17 protein-coding genes are annotated in these 21,878 nt (G+C 31.1%); all 17 read right to left on the reverse strand.

Annotated elements, in window-relative coordinates; all coding sequences use genetic code 11:
* Positions 1-48: 48 nt before the first annotated feature.
* Positions 49-1,680 carry an LCP family protein gene (locus Q0E86_RS04625; protein ID WP_288519864.1) on the reverse strand — a complete coding sequence of 544 codons (1,632 nt, stop codon included), beginning with the start codon at positions 1,678-1,680 and terminating at the stop codon, positions 49-51.
* Positions 1,677-2,627, reverse strand: coding sequence for a hypothetical protein (locus Q0E86_RS04630; RefSeq protein WP_295754855.1), 951 nt, complete (start codon positions 2,625-2,627; stop codon positions 1,677-1,679). Before Q0E86_RS04630 ends, Q0E86_RS04625 begins: the two co-directional genes overlap by 4 nt.
* Positions 2,628-2,792: 165 nt before the next feature.
* Positions 2,793-3,620, reverse strand: a complete 828-nt coding sequence (locus Q0E86_RS04635) for a glycosyltransferase (protein ID WP_288519869.1) — start codon at positions 3,618-3,620, stop codon at positions 2,793-2,795.
* Positions 3,613-4,329 carry a glycosyltransferase family 2 protein gene (locus Q0E86_RS04640; protein WP_288519872.1) on the reverse strand — a complete coding sequence of 239 codons (717 nt, stop codon included), beginning with the start codon at positions 4,327-4,329 and terminating at the stop codon, positions 3,613-3,615. The genes Q0E86_RS04635 and Q0E86_RS04640 overlap by 8 nt, the downstream gene beginning before the upstream one ends.
* 235 nt (positions 4,330-4,564) lie before the next feature.
* Positions 4,565-5,671 carry an alginate O-acetyltransferase AlgX-related protein gene (locus tag Q0E86_RS04645; protein ID WP_295754858.1) on the reverse strand — a complete coding sequence of 369 codons (1,107 nt, stop codon included), beginning with the start codon at positions 5,669-5,671 and terminating at the stop codon, positions 4,565-4,567.
* Between the two features lie 14 nt (positions 5,672-5,685).
* A complete protein-coding gene (locus Q0E86_RS04650; protein ID WP_288519878.1) occupies positions 5,686-7,083 on the reverse strand; it encodes an MBOAT family protein in 1,398 nt (465 codons plus the stop codon).
* A 135-nt stretch (positions 7,084-7,218) separates the two neighbouring features.
* Positions 7,219-7,620 (reverse strand): DUF2871 domain-containing protein, encoded by a 402-nt coding sequence (locus Q0E86_RS04655; protein WP_288519880.1) that lies wholly within the window; start codon positions 7,618-7,620, stop codon positions 7,219-7,221.
* Positions 7,621-7,716: 96 nt separating this feature from the next.
* Entirely contained in the window at positions 7,717-9,381 is a 1,665-nt protein-coding gene (locus Q0E86_RS04660; RefSeq protein WP_295754861.1) for a hypothetical protein, read from the reverse strand.
* A gap of 296 nt (positions 9,382-9,677) precedes the next feature.
* A complete protein-coding gene (locus Q0E86_RS04665; RefSeq protein ID WP_295754862.1) occupies positions 9,678-12,881 on the reverse strand; it encodes a CAP domain-containing protein in 3,204 nt (1,067 codons plus the stop codon).
* A gap of 127 nt (positions 12,882-13,008) precedes the next feature.
* Positions 13,009-14,094 carry a zinc-dependent peptidase gene (locus Q0E86_RS04670; protein ID WP_295754863.1) on the reverse strand — a complete coding sequence of 362 codons (1,086 nt, stop codon included), beginning with the start codon at positions 14,092-14,094 and terminating at the stop codon, positions 13,009-13,011.
* 154 nt (positions 14,095-14,248) lie between these two features.
* Positions 14,249-15,769, reverse strand: a complete 1,521-nt coding sequence (locus Q0E86_RS04675) for an RNA polymerase sigma factor (RefSeq protein WP_288519902.1) — start codon at positions 15,767-15,769, stop codon at positions 14,249-14,251.
* 91 nt (positions 15,770-15,860) lie between these two features.
* Positions 15,861-17,465 carry an RNA polymerase sigma factor gene (locus Q0E86_RS04680; protein WP_288519904.1) on the reverse strand — a complete coding sequence of 535 codons (1,605 nt, stop codon included), beginning with the start codon at positions 17,463-17,465 and terminating at the stop codon, positions 15,861-15,863.
* A gap of 10 nt (positions 17,466-17,475) precedes the next feature.
* Positions 17,476-18,453 (reverse strand): hypothetical protein, encoded by a 978-nt coding sequence (locus Q0E86_RS04685; RefSeq protein ID WP_288519906.1) that lies wholly within the window; start codon positions 18,451-18,453, stop codon positions 17,476-17,478.
* 50 nt (positions 18,454-18,503) lie between these two features.
* A complete protein-coding gene (locus tag Q0E86_RS04690) occupies positions 18,504-18,971 on the reverse strand; it encodes a hypothetical protein (RefSeq protein WP_288519907.1) in 468 nt (155 codons plus the stop codon).
* Between the two features lie 99 nt (positions 18,972-19,070).
* Positions 19,071-19,733, reverse strand: a complete 663-nt coding sequence (locus Q0E86_RS04695) for a sigma-70 family RNA polymerase sigma factor (protein ID WP_288519908.1) — start codon at positions 19,731-19,733, stop codon at positions 19,071-19,073.
* Positions 19,734-19,766: 33 nt separating this feature from the next.
* Positions 19,767-20,309 carry a hypothetical protein gene (locus Q0E86_RS04700; RefSeq protein WP_288519910.1) on the reverse strand — a complete coding sequence of 181 codons (543 nt, stop codon included), beginning with the start codon at positions 20,307-20,309 and terminating at the stop codon, positions 19,767-19,769.
* Positions 20,310-20,328: 19 nt separating this feature from the next.
* Positions 20,329-21,864: an RNA polymerase sigma factor gene (locus tag Q0E86_RS04705; RefSeq protein ID WP_295754868.1), complete on the reverse strand. Its 1,536-nt coding sequence runs from the start codon at positions 21,862-21,864 to the stop codon at positions 20,329-20,331.
* Positions 21,865-21,878 lie beyond the last annotated feature (14 nt).

The raw sequence follows: 21,878 nt of genomic DNA on the forward strand, positions 1-21,878 counted from the left end.
TTCCCCTAATCTATTTAATTTCAATTACTTTAATAAATAAAGAAACCATTAACCACCATAATAAATATCTGCACCTTCATCTTCAATTGGTGCTTCAGTCATTAAACCATATTGGATTTGAGCTTCAATTTCTTCTTCCGATAAAGTTCCTGCTGGAGTATCTTCTTGTGCTTCTACTGTATCACTGGATTTTCCATCTAGTACAGCTTGAATCTTATCATGCGCAATATTGATATAAGAATCATATAAAATAACAACACTTACTTCTGAACCAAGTTCTGGACTGACACGTAAGTCATTATCACCTTTAAGAACAAATTGTTCAAATTTCCAATTTGGACTTGCCTGAATTTGGTATTTGATAAAAGAAGTAATTTCATCTGTCGTCATATTTGTATCAAAAGCACCAATCAAGGCATTTAATAAGTTTACATAATTCTTAATAATTTCTGGTGATGTAGCCTTTTTAAACATAGCCTGCAATACTTGTTGCTGGTTACGAGCACGTTGCACATCCCCATCTAAGTAAGCTTTTCTTTCACGAGAATAAGCTAATGCACGTTTACCATCCAAATGGTTTTCACCTTCATGTACACCTTCTAAATTACTATTTGTATAAAATTTAGAAACCGCCATACCTTCAGGTACCGTTACATCGACTCCACCTAGTGCATCCACAATATTGATCATACTTGTGAAGTTGACACGATATACATAGTTGATTTCAATGTCTAATAAATTTTCAATTGTATCCTTTGTCGTATCTACACCATACATTCCTGTATGTGTTAACTTATCTGTTACCCCATAGTTACATGCATAGTCATCACATACTTCTGTTACATAAGAATCACGAGGAATACTTGTTAGTAAAATTGTTGAAGTCACAGGATTGATTGTAACTAACATATCTACGTCAGATCTTGAGTTTTCATTTAAGTCACCAAATGAATCATTTCCACTAATTAAAATATTAAATGGTTTTGAAGTAATATCCGAAACCGCTAATGGAGAACTATTTTCTTTTGTATAATAAACCGTTTTATGAATCACCTTTGTCTCATTATTGAAATTGGCATACTCTTCCATATCACATACATTAGGACGATACGCTTCATTTAATACAATCGCATCTACTTCACCATCATACAAAGCCTTAATCAAACTAGGCACATTATCATAATCTGATTTTGTATAAGTTACCTTATTCTTTTTAATATCCTTCAATGACTTTTGTGTAGATTCCTTACCAATATTTGTCAAAACACCAAGCTTAGCACCTTCTAAACTCTTTACATCTTCCATGCTGCTAGAATTCATCGCAATGACTGAAACTGTGTTTTTAGCTTTGTTTGATTGTGTTGTTACTGTTGTTAATGTCTTACTTGTAGAATACAAATAAAAGTTTCCAAATCCATATACAACACAAATCGCAATGACTAAAAATGAATAAATGATTTTACTAATAATTCCGTGTGTACAGAAGTTAAGCACCAACAACAAAATCAAGCCAAATAGGATGATAGCTAAAATTCCTGGAATTAAAATTTTATCTGGTAAAACTTGTAATTTATAGATTTGATAAATTAAAGCACCCGTAAATACAACCAATATAATGGACAATAAAATTCCGAATATTATAAAAACTATAGACTTCTTCTTTTCTTCATGACGACTCATAAACTTCCTCCTATTTCATCTAATGTTTCAAAAAATTTATCTTTCGTAAAATATGTTTTATATAAATTACGCATATGTAACCTTCGATTTAATTGCACATCTAAGCTTTCTGCACAAATATTAGAAGCAACAATTTTATAGTTTTGAGCATCAATATTCTTTCCAATATCCCATAACTTACAAAATTGGCTAAGATCCCCTTCTATAGAATTTATGATTGGAATCTGTCCACACATATATTCTAAAGATTCTGAATTGATTCCTTCAAAATCCATTATATTCAATCCATAATGACATTGATCATAGACTTCTTGCCTTGTAGATTGACTACCTATGCCTTTATGATCTACGACATTTACACCAACATTTAAAACATTTTGTATAAAGCTTTCTTTGAGTTTCCAATCCCCTAAAATATGTAGAGTACACTTTTTTAATATAGAGCATTCTCTTAAAAAGGAAACACAAAAATTCATATCTATATTCTTATTTCCAATTAAACAAAAAAACAATTCCTCTTTACTCAGTTCAGGACTTGTATTCAAACAAGATTGACCATTTGTTGGATATAAGACTTGTGCACCATGAATATGCCCCCTGCATGATTCACTCGCACAAAATAGATGGTCTGCCTGATTTAAATATTTTTGATCTACATTGAAATCATCACATACATCAAAAATTAATTTTACATTATTATTTTTATTTTTATATACCTTAAGTTCACGCATAAGAAAATCAATAGTTGTTTCACAATATATAAGATTCGGATTTAATGCATCCAAACTCTTTCTTAATTGCTTTGAAAAATCAATTCTCGCAAAGAAAGAATGTACAGAACTTTTATCAACCAAGATTACTTTGACTTCGTCCCCCTTTGAAGCAAAATATTCTCTTACCCATTTACTACGTAAAGAGTGCTCTGCACTTATAATTGTGACCAACATAATTGACTCCCTTGTCTAAAGTTTGTTTATGCCTTTAACTATCCCCCAGTTAAAAACTACTTATTTTATAGTCAAAATGACTGAATAACCAATACATCTCATTTCCTGCAGGAATTATTCCCACGCACAAAAGTATACCATAATTACAGCACTGAAACAAAAAAATTAGGCAGTGAACTTTCCTAAACGCTTTTTCTTCGCATCCGAAAGTCCTTTTTTAATCATTTTTATCTTTTCATTTCGCTTCTTTTCAAAAATAAACATCTTAATCAAACTACCAAACATCTCACGACGATACTCTTTTTTAAAGAATTCTCTATCCACATAATGATATAAGTAATACGCATTACGATACCGATAATAATAACGAATTGGAGAATGATTCAACGCATAAAAAGTCTTATTCAATATATGAATTGGAATTGGATTCCCTATTGTATGCGTTATACAATAGCCACTTAAATACCCAATCTTTAAATGCGCCTTTTTAAATCTATATCCCAAATCAAAATCGACATAGTCAATAAATAAAGCTTCATTCATTTTACCAGCCAAATAAAAATCTGAAATATTCACAAAATTACCAGAAGTAATCCAATACTGAACGGATACTATTTCTTGACTTGGATCCACCTTATTGACATCCAAACCAATTAAAGAATACTCATCCTGATATTTTTCAATCAATTGATAAATAGATGAATAATCAGATGTAGGAAATAAACTATCCTGATCCATCGTTAAAGCCATATCCATATTTACAGAATGAAGATATTCAATACCCGCATTTAATGCAGCCGCAATACCTTGATTACCATGCATATCAATATATATGTAGGAAAAATCTTCCTCAAAATATTTCGATACTTCATTTTTATTGTCCGAATTATCCACTACAACACAAACATCCATTAAATCTTTGTAAGTTTCAATATTCGAAATTACATCTCTATCCGGATTGAATAATACTGTACAAGAACCTATTTTAAGCATGCCATCCCACCTGTATCCAACGAATCATCAATTGTTCAATAAAATATAAGCGATTAAAAATCATTTTCTTTAATGGATGATGATGTAAAGAAGACGCATTATCACCATGCCTTCTATACTTTAAATACGGCTCATAAATAAATACCGTATTCCCCATACATTCAGCCACTAAACCAATCCACCAATCATGCATCTCAATATGATCTGGAAACGGATAACTCTTCTCAAAAACACATTTACGAAATGCCATACAACATCCAATAAACGCATTCTTATATAAATTATGTAAAAGGCCAGGCTTTCCATTCTTCAATTCAAAAAACGAATCCCTCACCTTATTCATATTTCCATCCACAATCTGTGCATCATGGACCACACACAAAGTCTTAGAATTATCAAATTCCTTTAAAACTCTTTTTACCTTGCCATCCATCCAAACATCATCTTGATCACTCAAAAAAAGGATATCTCCCCTGGCATGTTTTAAGGCATTCTCAAAATTCTTTTGAACCCCACGTTTAGGACCATCCACCAAATAAATATTCTTATATTCCTTTTGAAATTCCTCAATAATATATCTTGTAGAATCATTTGAACCATCATCCGAAATGATGACTTCGTCACTACTCTGAATCTGCTTTAAAATAGAGTCCAGTTGATCTTTTAAATACTTCTCGCCATTATATGTGGCCATACATACTGAAATCATGCTTGACTCCCCTTCTAATTCGATAGGTATCCCTATCTGTAAAAGTATAACACATGAAATATCATCACACAAAAACCCAAACACAAAAAAAGCGGATAAAAGTACATTTATCCACTTTATATAAAGTACATACATTAAATTATGTGATATTGTCAAAAATTATCATTTAATTTCAGCAATTATTTTTAAAGATTAAGCATTGAATTAACTCTGTAGTTAAATCTTTGAATTAAACTTACTTAAACGAAAATGTTGACAAACCATCAACTGCTCTTTCTACTGTTTCATAAACAACAATATCAGGATCTTGCTTTTCTAAATCTTCATATGTATAACTACTAACATGGCGCATATAAGATTCTCTGAATTGCGATCCAATATATGGTGCCATTGCAGAAGTAAATGAATCTCTTAATATATATATACTTCGATTATCTGCATTTTTAGCACTATATGACAATACATCAAAAAAAGAGTTTTCTTTTTCTTTAATATTATGCTTATCATATCCACTCAAAGAATATTCAAAGTCATTTGATAATAATTGATTGCTCAAATTCAACATGGCAGCCAAATCCCCTGGATGATTTCCGTCCATTGATATAGTTAAATCCGTAATAGTAGGCATATTAATACCTAGCTCTTTTAATAGAGCACTTGCGCCAATATAACCACCAAGATAATTCCAATGTGTGTCTGTGGTATAGTACAAGTCTTCTTTTAATTGTTTTTTAGTTTCTTTTAGTTGATCATACGGAAAAATGATTCTTAAATCTGTATTTTTCTTCAAGTAATCTACAATTTGTTTTGTCTTAAAAACCTCCGATGGTTTTCCATAATAATCAGGCAAATATTCACTGTAAATACCCTCTTTATTGGGTCCAATAAAAATCACAAATTCCTTGCCTTGACTCTCAATAAAGTCTCTTTGTTCGATACAATGTTCTGCGATTTGTTTTAATTGCTCTTCAGATAATAAATTTGTACCTTGAACTGTACCAATTGAATCTCCATCAGCTACATTTGAATAAAAAAGCCAGTTTCCTTTACCAATTTTAACAACAGGATTTGTAGATTTTCTAAACAAAGAATAATCAATATATGAATTCAATGAAATTAATGCATTTCTAAAAGGTATATTATCATTTAACCAATTTGTGAATTCCTCAGGATACTTTTCATATTCACTTAATTTAAACGTGGGTATTTCAGCCATCTTTCGATTTTCATGGTTTGCCGTATCTAAGAATGGTCGGAAAACAAATCCAAAAACCCATGATAAACAAATCACTACAACAAAGGATAATAGAATTAATTTTTGTGCTACTTTATGCTTTTTCATTCAAATACCCCCTTTTAAAACTGAAAATAAATAAATGGATTATATGTATTGCTCGCAATTGAAGCTAAACATAAAACCAATATAAATATACAATACAACGCTTCAGGAATTGAATCTTTCCATTTATCAGCTATTTTTCTTGGCGTATATTTCTTTACTATTCCAGCACCCAATATAGCTATAATTCCTATGAATAATACCTTTAAGTCAAAATAATTTTGAATCATAATCCCTTTATTTGTATATTTGAATGGTAAAATCATTCTTAAAATAAATCTCAAGCAATCCTTAATACATGTAGACCTAAACATGACCCATCCAAAGTTCACAACTAAAAAACAATATATTGTTGCGAGTACATTATGTTTCTTAAGCCATTTACCAAAACCAAGGCGTTCAATAATTGAAAAGAAACCGTGATATAAGCCCCATAACACAAATGTGAAATTAGCACCATGCCATAAACCTGTCAACAAAAACACAATAAACAAATTGATGTATGTTCTAAATTCCCCTTTACGATTTCCACCCAACGGAATATATAAATATTCACGAAACCAAGATCCAAGTGAAATATGCCACCTTCTCCAGAATTCAGAAATTGATTTTGATAAATATGGATAATTGAAGTTTTCCAAAATATCAAACCCAAACATCTTTCCTAAACCAATTGCCATATCCGAATATCCCGAAAAATCATAATAAATTTGAAATGTATACGCCAATGCCCCAATCCAAGCCATTTTCCAATCTAACAATGAAATATCATACGAATAAATTGTATCCGCACATAAACCTAATACATTTGAAATCAAAACTTTTTTTGATAAACCATAAATAAACCGTTTAAAACCAGCAGAAACCTTAAGCCAATTTACTTTACGATTCATGATTTGTTTATTTATATCGCGATACTTTACAATAGGTCCTGCAATCAATTGTGGAAAGAACGAAATATATAAAGCTACATTGATCAAATTAAAAGAACACTCTGTATCATTTCTATAAACATCCACAATATAAGAAATTGCCTGAAATGTAAAAAACGAAATACCAATTGGCAATGCGATTTGTGGAACTGGTAATACTTCATGATGTGCCAACCGATTTAAAATACTAACCGCAAAGCCAGCATATTTGTAGTAACCTAATAAAGATAAATTACAAATAATACCAACCGTTAATATAATATTTCTCTTTTTATCTTTTGTCTTTGTTATTAAAATACCCACCAACCAGTTTAAAACAATGGAAAGAATCATTAAAAGAACAAAAACAGGTTCTCCCCATGCATAAAAAAACAAACTTGCCAGTAACAACCAAACATTTGAGAATTTATTATTCAAAAAGAAATTCACAATAAATGTTACTGGCAAAAACATTAATAAAAATATTGCCGAACTAAAAACCATTTCATATCTCCTTGTAAACTAACAAACATAACCATAACATACAATAATTCTATTAATCAATAAACTTTAAAATTCTAATTGTTAAAATTTTTTGCCAGTAATAATAATTTTATTAAAAAAGTCCAACATTATACGTCAGACATCTAGCTTCTTTCGAATTGAAATTAAGATTAAAACCATAGAAATACCCAAAATTAAATGCCCAATACCAGCAATTCCAGAAATAGCTGCACCTGAAACATCTAAACTAAGCACTTGTACTACACCGCGAACAACTAACATAACTACTGTTAGATTCAATCCAATATGATAAAACAACAAATACTTTCTTACCTTATTACCTATAAAACGAAAGTTATTCTCTAATAATACAAGCATTAAGAAAAACACCATTCCCAACATCAAATAATGCGTATGAACAACCGATAGAGTTGTAAAACCAGTAAAACCATTTAATTTTGTAAATTCACGATAAAATACACCACCAATTAAACCAAGTACTCCATATACGATGGATGCATTCATTAAACGTTTCATATTATCACCACCCTGGCCTATTATGGACCTTTCTAAAATAGCCTTCAATTGATATGCATAAAAAAATGGAGGTAAATTTACCCCCAAATTAAATCATTATTTATTTCTTCTTTTTAATACTTCTACAACACCAAGTCCAGCAACTGAAACAGCCATTAAGCCAGTAAAGAATGTACCAGCTGTTTGTACACCCGTATTCACAGTTTTATTCTTTTTAGGATCCTTTTTAGCAGCAGGATCTTTCTTAGCTTGTGTTGCAGGCTTAGTTGTAGTTGTGCCTGTTGAAGGCTTAGTTGCAGCTACATCTTTATATGCCAACATATAACTTGAGAATTGATCTGTAGTAAATGTTCCATCTTCAGCTAAATCTAATGCTGTAACTTTACCATCATGTAAACGCAATACATAGAATTTACGATTTGCTTTTTTCAATTCTTTAGGAATTTCAACTTTGAAAGTCAATGGTTCAGATAACTGAGTTAAATAACCCAAAGTTTCTCCATCACTTACCAACGCAACATCAATTGTAAATACATTTCCAGCACCAAATCCATTTTCTTTCGCAAATTTATTTAAACTAGTGTTGTCTGCATCAGATACAGCACCCTCACGTTTCATAACCGGAACAAGTGTTGGTGTAGCACCATTTTGAACAGCCTCATCATATTTAGCTTTAAGATCTTTATTAGCCTCTAAAGCTAAACTATTTTTTAATAAATCTGCTGTATCTGTTGGATGTTTTTCTGGTTTAGCCACAATCGCATCACTACTATGTAAATACATTACATATACATCAGTAGATTCTTCAATCAAATTATCAAAAGTATAGAATATATATCCATTCTCACTAAGTAATCGATCTTGAATATCTTTTTTTGTACCATATTCAGGAACTTCTGCAGTATGAGTCACTCCATCTGTAGCATCATTGATATATACTTTGTAACTTACAGCTTTTGGCTTATAAACTAGTAAAGTCCATTGTTTTTCACCATTTTTATCAAATTCATATCCCGTAGTAAGCGATTTATATCCAGCTGGAACATAGTGCTCTTGAATATAATCAAAACCATCTTCAGTTTCATTTAGCACAAAATCAAAATTTTGTGGTTCCCTAGTTTCATATTGATAAACAACTTTTAAATGATAATTCTCCAAAACATCTGTAGACTTTTTGACTACATAAGCTCTATATCCACCATTACCATCTTTTTCAATCAATGGCTTTTCATTTTCATACGCAAGTTTATATTCAGTTGGAACAAAAAATTCAACATCTGTACTTACCTTGTCTGCATCTAAATAGTCACTTAATTTAAGCAAAGTATTTCCAACCACTTCATCAGATCCATAAAGTACAAATTCAACTTTGTAATCCTTCAATTGAACTTGTGGAGCATTCTTATTCACTAAATGCATATACCATACGTTTTCATCTTCCGGAGTATTATAAAGGCCTGAAGCACCACCTTTTCCATCAATGCCATATCCAGCAGGAACATAATTATTCGCAATTATATCCATTACTTCGATAACATTAGCATTTGCAGGTACTTCCACATCAATAGGATTTGGTTCTTCTTTTCCATCCTTGAAAACATGCAACTTAATTGTTTTCGTACCTTCCTTAGTTGTTTGAGTTGAAGAATCCTGAGCTTTTAAAACATTCACTCTATCATTTGCGAGTACCGGTGAAACCATACCAGCCACAGTTACAACACTCAACCCTAATGAAAGTAACTGTTTCGTAAGTTTGTTCATTATTAAACCCTCCTAACTAACTTCATTGTACTAGATTTAAAGTATCATTAAAAGCGTTTTCAGTTAGAACTTGACCATAAATCATCATACGTTAACAAAAATATATTATATTGATATTCAATCAATTGGTTATAAAAAGAGGTAGCATCTACCTCCAAATTGAACCATTATTTATTTCTTCTTTTTAATACTTCAACAATCAAAGAATCACCTAAATATTTACACCTTCTTTCTTTAACCATATCAATGGCATACAACCCTTTCAAATTTCCAGCCTATTCCTAAAAACGTTTAAATTATTCTTCTTCTCTTTTCATTTTCTTTCCTACTAATGCAATTCCTGCTAAACCTAAGACACCACTTAATGAATATAATCCTAATGCAGTTTCTGTTGCAGTATTTACATTTTCCTTTTCTTTGATTTCTACATCACCTTCTACATTCTCTAAGTAGACTCTCAAATTATTGTTCGCATTTTCTAGATCCAATTTCGCCAAAGCATAATTTTTACCAGCCAACTCTAATGCTTTTACATTCTTATTATTCAAAGTTTCAGCCTCTTTAAAAGTTTTTAAAGCATCTTCATAATTTCTATAAGCCTCTTTCATTACGTCAATCTTTTCATATAAAGATTCAACTAAACCACTACGCATTTTATAGGATTGAATTGGATGATTTACAGTGAAAGAATCAAATTCTGCTTTCGCATCTTCAATTTCTAATTTTAAAGATTCTAATTCTTCAATCTTAGCATTTATCTTCTGAACACTTAGATTATTAAGTGTTATACTCTTACACATTTGAGTAATCATATTATTCAAATCCTGTATTCTAGAATTTAAATGCATAATTGTATCACTTGTACTATTCAATCTGTTTTGAACTGATAATGATGCTTGATAATGATCATTTATATTATTCATTTCTACTTTTTTAATCTCTTCAGCTTTTTTAGAATCACTTAAATCTTTAGAAATACCATCTAATAACTCACTAGCACAATCCATTTCACGCTCTTTGGAAGTCACATTTGACTGCTTCTCAAAAACCACTTTTTTAGTATCCTCCAATGCTTTACCCATTTCTTTTAATACACTTTCAGAAACCTTTAAATTATTATACGCCTTCTCTTCACCCTTATTTGATTCTTCTAAAATCTCACTTCTCTTATCCAATTCCATCTGAGCATTCTTAACTAAAGTTTCTTTATTATTTACATTTGCATTTGCTTCTGCCATCTCTTTTTTAGCGTTCTCGACCTCTTGTCGCGCAACAACCAAGTCTAACGACTCTTTATTCGATTTCAATGCCTTCAAGTTTTGAATTTCATTAATAATATTAGAAGTTGCTTCTTCTGAACACAAATCATCAAGATTTTTTTGTTTTTCCTTAACAATCCCTTCTAAACGACCCACTTCATTTTTTGCTGAATTCAATTTATTTTCTGCATCTACTTTATTTTGTTCAGTAACCTTTCGATCATTTGTTTTTTGTGTTAATACAGAATTTTGCTTATACAATTCTCCTTTTAATTGTTCCAAAATCACATTCGCATCTTCATAAGCACCATCTGCATTCATTAATGAATCATAATATGCATTAAATTGGGATTCGAACTCTTCAATCGTTAATAAACTATCTAAACTACATTGACTCGAAAATACTTGTCCAGCATGTTTATGATATTCGTTTGAAGTATACCCCTCAATCCAAGCTGTTCCGGTACCAACATATCTAGACTTTAACATATTTGTATAATGTCCAGTTTGAACCCAAGGAATATCTGGAAGATTACAAGCCTTAACAATTTCATTTGCCTTATCTACATCAATATAATTTCCTTGATGATCTCTAATATCATTTATATCCCATCCCTTTGCTTGAAGATAATCATAGACAGCCTTCTCTTCGGTATACCAACCAACATAAGGATCATCATAACCAACCGCAATATTTTCACCCACATTATACAATTGTGTATGACCATATTTCGTTTTAGCCATTTGATTTACCTGCACCTGAGAAATTGCGAACATTTCCGCATTAACTTTTAAAGGATTTAACCCCTTAAAATTATCATCCGATACACGCAACGCATTCCCCGTCTTAACCATAGAAATTGCCTCTTTAAAGTTTTCTAAACTCGTCGCATCATTTTCAGCACCAACCTCAGTATACTTACCAATCTCTACACTATTTTCTTCCAACACCTTCAATGCATTTGTATAACCATAAGCCTCAAAGAACCCCTTAGAACCCAAAGATATTTTTTGACTTACCTGCTCCTTATCTACACGTAATTGATTCACAATCTTCTGTTGTGCATCGACATCACTTTGAGCCTTATCTACATTCATTTGTTGAGCTTCAACTTCCTTTTTTGCTGCATCCAAAGCAATTTGAGCCTTATTTAAAACCTCTTGCATACTGCTTTCTGATTCTATAGCCCTATCCAACTGTTCTTTAGCTGCACTCAATTCCTTTTCCACAATCCCTATAGATTCATTTATACCTAACAATTCATTTTCCTTTGCATCAATCAAAGACTTTAAATCACGAATCTCATTCTCTACCTCAACAACACTAGACTCTGCACTCGCAACCGCATCCACCTTACTTTGTTGAATCAACTTAGCATTCTGCAACTCATTTTGTGCAAGATCTAAAGTATTCTTTGCCTCAACAGCCTGTTTTTCATACTCTGCCTTTAATTCTGGATCACTTGCACCATTATAAATTTCCAGCTTTTCATTATAATCCACACTCGCAATATCATACGCATTTTGTGCATGAACCACATCACTCTTAGCATTAGATAACTCAACACGCGCACTTTCTAAAGCATTCTGCAGATTCAACACTTTAGTATCTGCTTCTTGTTTTGCATTCAAAAGTTCATTTACTCTATTTGAAGCATCTTGATAAGCAAGTGTTGCACTTTCCAATTGAGCTTTTAGTTCATTTACATTCTGTTCGATCTGTTCTTTTGAACTACCATTCAATAAAGATTCATACTCCTTTTGTTTTTCAATTAATTCATTTTGAGCCTGCTTTAACTCCTCGTTCGCATTCTCTAATCTAGACTCTAAGCCCTTCTTTTTATCATTTGCATCTTTTAAAGCAACTTGATTCGCCTCTAATTCTTGAATCTGTTTTTCTAAAGCAGAAACAATTGCTTCTTGAGCATCATCCTTTGCACTTAAATAATTTCTTTCAGCCAAATCCCTATTTGAAACTGCATACGCATAATCATTCTTATTATACGTTTCAAATTTTTCTTGAGCCTCATCAAATTTCTTTTTAGCCTCATTCACTTGATCCAAAGTGTTCTTGATTTGTTCCTCCAACAATTCCTTTTGTGTTTTCTCAACTCTTACCACTTCTGTATCGGATAAATTCTTGATTGGCTCTTCTTTCGCAAATACACTCATTTGACCAGCCTGTGTCAAAACCATACTAGCTGCAGCTAAACTTGTTAATGTCTTATTCCTATTTTTCATTTCATTACCTTCTTTCTTTCTAAAACAGTCTCAACTAAATAACTATATATTTCTAACTCATATCTCTGTCCTCCTCACTATATAAGACGAAACAACTCCATGATTGGTTATATAAAATTTAAATTTTTTAATACATATGATAAAGACTATCCACAAAGTTATATAAATCCATACAAACAGATTTCAAATTCTCAGGATCATTCACATACATAGCGCCAGCTTGCGCAAAATATTCTGCTGAATCCGTAGCTCCATATGCCCCTACACAATCCGGATAATTTTGATATAAACTCTGTAATTGTGCGCTATTTGAAATACCATAATCTCCATATCCAGATCCACTCGCAAAATCAAAAATATGACTTAATTCGTGACTCACTGTATTTTGTTGATCATGCTCATCATCTACATCAATTTGTAAAGTAATCGAAAAATCTTCCTCTGATGCATATGCGCATGTAGTTCCTAGTCCATCATCTCTTACATCCACTCCATCAGCTATTGCGATATCCATAAAATTCTTCGGCTCGCAAATATGGATCATACGACAATTACTTAATAAAAAATCAGGTTGTGATTTTACAAATAAATCCATATACTTTTGTACATCCCCAATTTTTAAAGAATTACCAGGAATCACATGAATTGTTGGTAAACCATCCAAAGTGATATATTCATCCTCAATAATCTGGTTATAAGCCTCTTCTTGAAGTCTTAACATTTCATTATATTCATTCTCAGCAACCTTATAAGCTGAATACGTAGGATATAACACAAAAACCAAAGTCATTGAAATCAAACTAATCAAGCCTAACTTTAAACGATGATTTGTCTTTGGCTTATTTTCATTCACATAAGTTCTACATTCTAATATTTGTTTATAAGAAAACTCATTAAAATGCATCTCATACGCAATACGCTTACCCTCTTTGTCCAAACCATCAATTCGATTTAACTCATCCTGACTTAAAGTGCTACGAATAAATTCAAATCTATATTGATCAGGATCTACTTCCTTGCTATAAAGAAGAACTACAATAAGCAACATACTCAATACTGCAACAGTTAAACAAAGCTTCAAATCAAAATGATTAATAAGCGATTGATCCATAATGGTAATTTCCTTATTACCTAACAAATCTCGATACCAATACATCAATCCAAATACAACAGAAAACACTAAACCCGAAAACATAACTTTACTTCTATTCATATAAAATTTCTCCTTCTGTTTTGCCTTACATTATTAAGACGAAGTAAAAGTAAGAATGGTTATTAAAATGATTAATAAATTTTATTTTTTTCGTCTAATACAAATAGAATGAGTGTTTTCATTAGAAACAAAAAAAACAGATACATTTCTGTATCTATTCAACAAAGTCTATAAAATCCATTTTTAAATAACTACCATAGTAATATTGTCCACCATCAATCGGATCATTTAACTCTAAATGTGTTATGTATCCATCACGAATTTCAACCATATTGCTTGAATCTGATTTTTGTTCTGTAATTATTTCATTTGAATTGTCTGTTTTCCATAATGCGAGATTATACTTTATTCTCTTTATATCTCCATCTCTTTCAAAGTTAGCTTCATTTATATTTTCTTTATCTAAAACTCGTACTTTATCTACAGCTCTAATCCGTAAATTTTCATCTCCATTAAACAATATACCACATGCTTTCAAAAGCGCTATATCATAACTGTCAGGTTGCATTGTTAATAGCTCTTTATATATAGATTTTGAAGAAAGTATATAACAATCCACAAGATCATTTCCATTGGTTGATGGTGTTAAATATTCTCCAAATTGACTTCCATCTATTGAATTTAAATCAACAGGTGTAGTCGTTATATACTTTTGGCATTGATTATCTTTATAATGGAAAACATAATAATAACCAACTTCTTCAGGAATTGTAGTTGTAGCAACCGCATAATACTCATCTATATCATCTGTATTTTTGATATAAACATCAAAATCAATATCACCATTTTGTGTGTGCTGCACTCCTTTTATATGAAACGATTCAAGAGTGTCCAACTTTTCTGTAGCCTTTACAATTGTATTATAGTTGCTATCACTTAACGCACCCAAAATAAATGACATTAGAGTCATTGAAAGAACAACAATCAAAGCTTTAGAAATCGCTGTTTTTCGAAGCCACCAACCAAGGATACCAGACATATTGTCGTATATTCCTACTTGTTGAGGTATACAACTTATTGCTTCAACAATAGTATCCACAGACACATGACATGAAATCATTTTTGACATTTGATCATTTAAAAACCAACTTAAAAATGCCATAGATTTAACATTTGCATCGCTTAAAGTATTCATTATTTTCTTTCTGGCATAAGCCAAATTATCTTTTACAGCATTCTCACTTACACCAACAATATCAGCAATTTCAAAAATACTCATATTTTCAAAATAATACATCATTAACATCAAACGTTGTTTTTCCGTTAAGAGATTTAAAACGCTTTGTGTAGTATCTTGAATCTTTTGAACATTCATAAATGATTCAAACTTAAACGGCATTTTATCATTTCGAACATTGGCATCAAATTCAATTCGATCTTCTTCATCTACATAAAAGCTAGAATTTAAAGATGAACTCTTTTCATATTCAATTTGATTCAACAATTGTTCTGAAACTATTCGACCAAACCAATGTTCAAATATTCCATCATCCATCAATTGATTTAAATTTTGAAAAGCCAATATATAAGATTGTAAAACTATATCTTTAGCTAACGCTTCATCATTAACAACCTTATACGCAAAATAAATTGCCTTACGCTGTGTTTTTTGAACAATCTCACTAATGGCTTGAACATCCTTTTTTCTTGCTCTATTAATTAAATCCTTTTCCATATTTCTCCTCTAACACCTTGTATCCCTACTTCTTTTATTTATGAAAATAAAGATGCAATCTTCTGATCACATCTTCAATCAAAACCAGTCCCTATTTCTTTTGCATATTAGCTATAGTTATTTCATTTTTATACTCAAAATCTATATGACTATGATTTGTATATTTTTTTAAATATCCATCCTTATCGATAGTAACAGTAAGATTGTAAGTAATATCTTTATGTTCTTGAATATTGCCTTCATCATCAATTGATAAATCATAAGTTTGATACGAGAATGTTTTTTCTCCATCTTTTTCTGTTACTTTTGCATTGTTTAAACATTCGCGAGCTATCTCTCGATATTTCTTCTTCAAGTTTGTTTGTATATTATCTTTGCCATATAAGCTTTTGTAATGTATATTATATAAGCTCAAGTAGTTTTCATTATAAGTATCATATTTAACTATAGTTTCAGATTTTAATTTCCATAAGCCTACAGAAGGAGCATCACTAGATGGCATTCCATCCTCACCAATCACCGGTTCCTTATAGTCTGAAATTAAATTTGGATCCAATTCATCAAAACTATTCGCATCTGAATAACATGATGCCATTTTTTTACCATCAAATTTCTCAAACAAGTTTTGTTTAACACCTGCTTCAGGATTTGCATAATAAATTACACTATAAACATCCGGTGAATCTGTATTCTCTACATACAAACGATCATTTAATTCATAATTACCTACATATTCATCATTTTCAACAGTAGGACCCATAGTATATTCGTAAATTTCATAAGAATGTAAATCATCAAGTTTTTCTATAGCTCTCTCTACCTGTTTATAGTTACTATTATAGTCAACTGCTGCATATCCAACTGCACCAGTTACAGCTACTGTTCCAGCACATACACCTGCCTTTACACTCGCCGTTTTACTTGCCCACCATTTCGCAAGTCCTGATTTAGATGCACCTGTTTTAGTAGCAGCTGCTCCAGCCGTTGTAGCTGCTGCACTCGTTCCAACCGTTTTGATAATAATATCCTTTGAAACATGTGATACAGCTGTCTTTGCCATTTGATCATGCAACATCCATGTTAAGAATGGCATTGGCGCAACACCATAGAAAGATACACCCTTTTCTCTCATTGATTCGATGATAGTCTTGATTTTCTTTCTTCCATATGCTAGATATCCCTTTACAGTATTTCCACTTACACCATACACATCCGCTATTTCAGAAACACTCATATCTTCAAAGTAATACATCATCAATGCAAGTCTTTGATTTTCAGGAAGTTCATTTAATACTCCCTGTACACCTTCTTGAAGCTCTTTATAATTCATACTCGCTTCTGGTTCAAAAGAAGCCTTATCATTTTTTATATTGGCCTCAAATTCAAGTCTATCCTCTTCATCATCTAGAGAACTAAACTCGACTGGTTTATTCTTACCAATTTTTGATTTTGTATAATCCAATGCCTTATGCGAAACAATCTGATTGAACCAACTCTCAAACTTAGAATCATCCGTCAATTGATCCAGCTTCTGGAATGCTTGAATATAAGCTTCCTGTACAATATCTTTAGCCGTAGCCTCATTATTGACTACTTTATACGCAATAAAATATGCCTTTCTTTCAGTTAATTGAATAATCTCAGCTATCGCTTCATTATCCTTTTTTCTTGCTCTTACAATTAAACCCTTTTCCATACTTTAATCCCTATGCTACATAGAATCTATTTAAAATAAATAAGATACATTTTAAACATTTTGTCATTACTTCATCGTTATAAATTGGGTATGAACTACGTAATTGTTCTTTTGGTAATACAGCAGTCTTATAAAGCATCATTAAGAATGTAAAACAGTTTGTCTTAATATATTCATCACATGCTGCACATTTATAACTTACATTATCTGCTGGTACAGTAATAATCTGATTTGAAATAATATAATTAATTTTCGCAGTTAATTTATCAACTGTAGTCACTTTATTTTGTACTACTGCAGAGATATTTACATTATTTTTTGCCAAAATCTTATTTGTAAATAAATCCAAGAAATTTCCTAACTTAGTAAATGTTTCATTAAAAGAATATTCTGCACTTCTTTCTAATCCATCCACAAAATAATATAGTTCTTCATCATATTTCTTCAAGCCACTAAATGTATTACTATAATGAACACCAGTATTGTCATTAGACTTTGCAACTTTAACAGCCTCTTCAAAAATAGATTCTGGTTGTTTTGGAATTTCAGACAATTCTGTTTTGGTTGGTGCTTTCTCTTCAACAACCTCTTCTGGAATATCTTCTACTACTGGTTCAATCATTGGTTCAGGAGTACTTTTCTTTTCAGATACAGCCTCTTCTTTATTACTTACATATCCTATATCAGATACACCTGCAATTTTATCATCCAAAGAATCCAATTCTTTTAGGATGCTGTTATAGTGCTCATCTTCTTTTAAAATCTTTTCTTCAAGAATTCTTTTCTCGTTCTTTAAATTGCTTAATGTTGCTTTTGATTTATCCTTCTCTGACAACAATTCTTTTCTTTTATCCATCAATCCTTGTAATTCAGAATTCAATAAATTCTTTTTAATTTCTTCCATTTCTGCAAGCTGCTTTTTCATTTCCTCTTGCAATTTCAAATTTTCCTCAATCTTACGATTTAACTCATCCATATTTAAACTCATTTTTTTTCTCCTCCTATAACATTAAGTTTTTAATGATTTTCAATATATTTTTAAATCAAATAATCATCATCGAATAGATTATTATTTTTTTTGATTTCTTTTTCTTGTTTATGAACAGATGCATGTACTTTTACTTGTTCTTCAACAGCTTGTTCATAATCTCTTTGATCATAGTTGTTACAATCATATTTAGAAGAACTATTACTCCATTCACTCATATCATCTGAAATATGACTTGTAGAAAACGCATTATAGATAGAACAAATCACAGTTCCTCCAACCATTATCACCATAAGCACTGGAAATACTTGAAACATGGTATCAACCGTTTTTTTTGTCCTTTGCATATCTTCTGAAGCTTCTGTTCTTTCCTGAAGATGTTTTTCTTGAGCCGCCAAAAGTTCTTCTTGTGTCATTTCCGAAGTATCAACACCATCATATTCATATGCAAGCACAGGTGAAACAGATCCTAACATCAACATAAATGCTGTAGCCATTCCTAATACTAATTTTTTCATTCTCATATCCTCCTAATTTACCTTTTCACTATATAAGACGAAACAATCTTTCAAATGGTTATACTAAATTTAAATTTTTTTAATTTTTTTTGAAAATGATTAGTATGGCCTATATTGTTCCACTCCTGTTTTGTAGTATGTATTAGAAATTAAATCATCTACAATAAATCTTTTAGGTGGTTGTAAACTCAATTGATAACTCAACAACCAACGAAAGAATGGTATTGGCATATTTAATTTCTTACGAGATTCTGCCAAAATTGATTTTACTTTTAATTCTTTCAAGTTGTATAAATCAGCAATTTCAGATAAATCTGTATCAAAAACATAAAACAAGATCAACGCAAACCTTTGTTTTGGCGATAATAAATTGAGCCTTTCATCTAAAAGTTGTATTTGTGCGTTATAATTCACATTTTCATCATAAATAAAATCTTTTTTATCACTTTTTAAATTTGCTTCAAAATCAATTACATCCTCACTAATTTCACAAAAATCAAAGGAGAATCTTTCAGGTTCTAATGAATCATAAATACTTTCCATGCACTTTTTGTGAAAATAATCAATCCAATATTCAAAACTATAATCATCCCACAAATGAGCTGTTCTTTCATCCGCTTCCATATATGTTTTTTCAATTACTGATTCCACAAAATCAGATTCATTTTTAACTCTACTTCCGATGTAGATCGCGTACTTTGAAGTATATTCATATACATGACCAATCTGTTCAGCTCTTGTCATATTTTTATTGATTTCCATAATTATTATTTCCTACATCTACTGTTCTTTTTATTAATAAATTTTTCTTTCTAATAATTGAATAACACAAGCCAAGGTTTGACCATTCCCTCCAGGATACATTGATTTTTTTTGGATACGACCAACCATCCTACAATCATCAGGAATCGGTGTAAGATCATTCAAGCATGATTTCAATGGATCACTAAAGAACAACTGCACATGTTGTGATTTATAAATTTTATATTCATATCCCTCTACATCTGGATAATACTTAATTGTTAAAGTACTATATTTAAATTTTGCCATTGCTGCAATCAACATGGTGTATTGTAAAGAACCATAAAAACCAATAATTTTTATTTTTCCATTATGCTCATCAATCCATCGATTCACTTCATCCAACGACACATTAGACAGTTGTAAAATCTTATAATTTTTATTGTTTCGATTATTATTTCTAGGTCTAGCCTTTTCTTTTGACTTGTGAATTGGTGTTTCTACCACCTTTTTAGTTCCATTAAAACTAAAGCCACAATTTTTACAAATATTAACTTCATCTGCGACTAATTCTTCGCAAATTGGACAAATTTTCATAAATATACCCCGCACTCCCTTATTTCACAAACAGATCAAAGTTAAATTCTTTGACCACTTTGTTATCTGTAATTCTTATAATCTTTTTATTCACAATATATCCATCTTTATTAATCATTATAATGGATTTTAGATCATTCGTATCATTAACAGATGAATCGTCGTTTTCATCTACAACCTGCTCTATTGTTGTATATGAATAAACCGTATTTCCATTTTTATCTTTTGTCACATCTGCTTTATTAATATTGTTTTTCAACGAATCTTTCCACTGTTTTAATTCAATATCTGCAGCCTCTTTATTATCAACAACATTAGTTAAAGCTGTCTGTGGTTTTAAGTTTTCTCCTGTTAAAAGATACGTATAATATGCTTTTGTACCCATAGTTAAATACATGTATTCTTCTCGATTCTTTTTTGTCGGAGTAATCTGATTATCAAATGTACGTTTATCAATATTATCCATATCAAAATCATCCACCATTGAATAAGATATTTGATCATTTTCTACTTTATATTCAATAGATAAGCCATTACCACCATAAGCACCATAGTATTCATCTTTATTATCCGTGTTTTTAAAGTAATATTGACTAACTGCATATTCATCACCAACTGATTCTTTAAACTCTAAATGATAAATACTTAAATCATTTAATTTATTCACAGCTCTAACTACCTGTCTATAGTTACTATTATAATCAACAGCTGCATATCCAACGGCACCCGTCACAGCTACTGTTCCAGCACATACTCCAGCTTTTACACTCGCTGTTTTACTAGCCCACCATTTTGCAAAACCAGATTTAGATGCACTTGTCTTAGTAGCCGCTGCTCCAGCCGTTGTAGCTGCTGCACTTGTTCCAACCGTTTTGATGATAATATCTTTTGAAACATGTGTAACAGCTGTCTTAGCCATTTGATCATGTAACATCCATGTTAAGAATGGCATTGGTGCAACACCATAGAAAGATACACCCTTTTCTCTCATTGATTCGATGATAGTCTTGATTTTCTTTCTTCCATAAGCTAGATATCCCTTTACAGTATTTCCACTCACACCATAAACATCTGCTATTTCAGAAACACTCATATCTTCAAAGTAATACATCATCAATGCTAGTCTTTGATTTTCAGGAAGTTCATTTAATACGCCCTGTACACCTTCTTGAAGCTCTTTATAATTCATACTCGCTTCAGGTTCAAAAGAAGCCTTATCATTTTTGATGTTGGCCTCAAACTCAAGTCTATCCTCTTCATCATCTAAAGAACTAAACTCGACTGGTTTATTCTTACCAATTTTTGATTTTGTATAATCCAATGCCTTATGTGAAACAATCTGATTGAACCAACTCTCAAACTTAGAATCATCCGTCAATTGATCCAACTTTTGAAATGCTTGAATATACGCTTCCTGTACAATATCTTTAGCTGTAGCTTCATTATTGACTACTTTATACGCAATAAAATATGCCTTTCTTTCAGTTAATTGAATAATCTCAGCAATTGCTTCATTATCCTTTTTTCTTGCTCTTACAATTAAACCCTTTTCCATTTCCTTTTAACCCT

Source organism: uncultured Holdemanella sp. (assembly GCF_934754935.1).
In the GTDB taxonomy this organism is placed as follows: Bacteria; Bacillota_I; Bacilli_A; order Erysipelotrichales; family Erysipelotrichaceae; genus Holdemanella.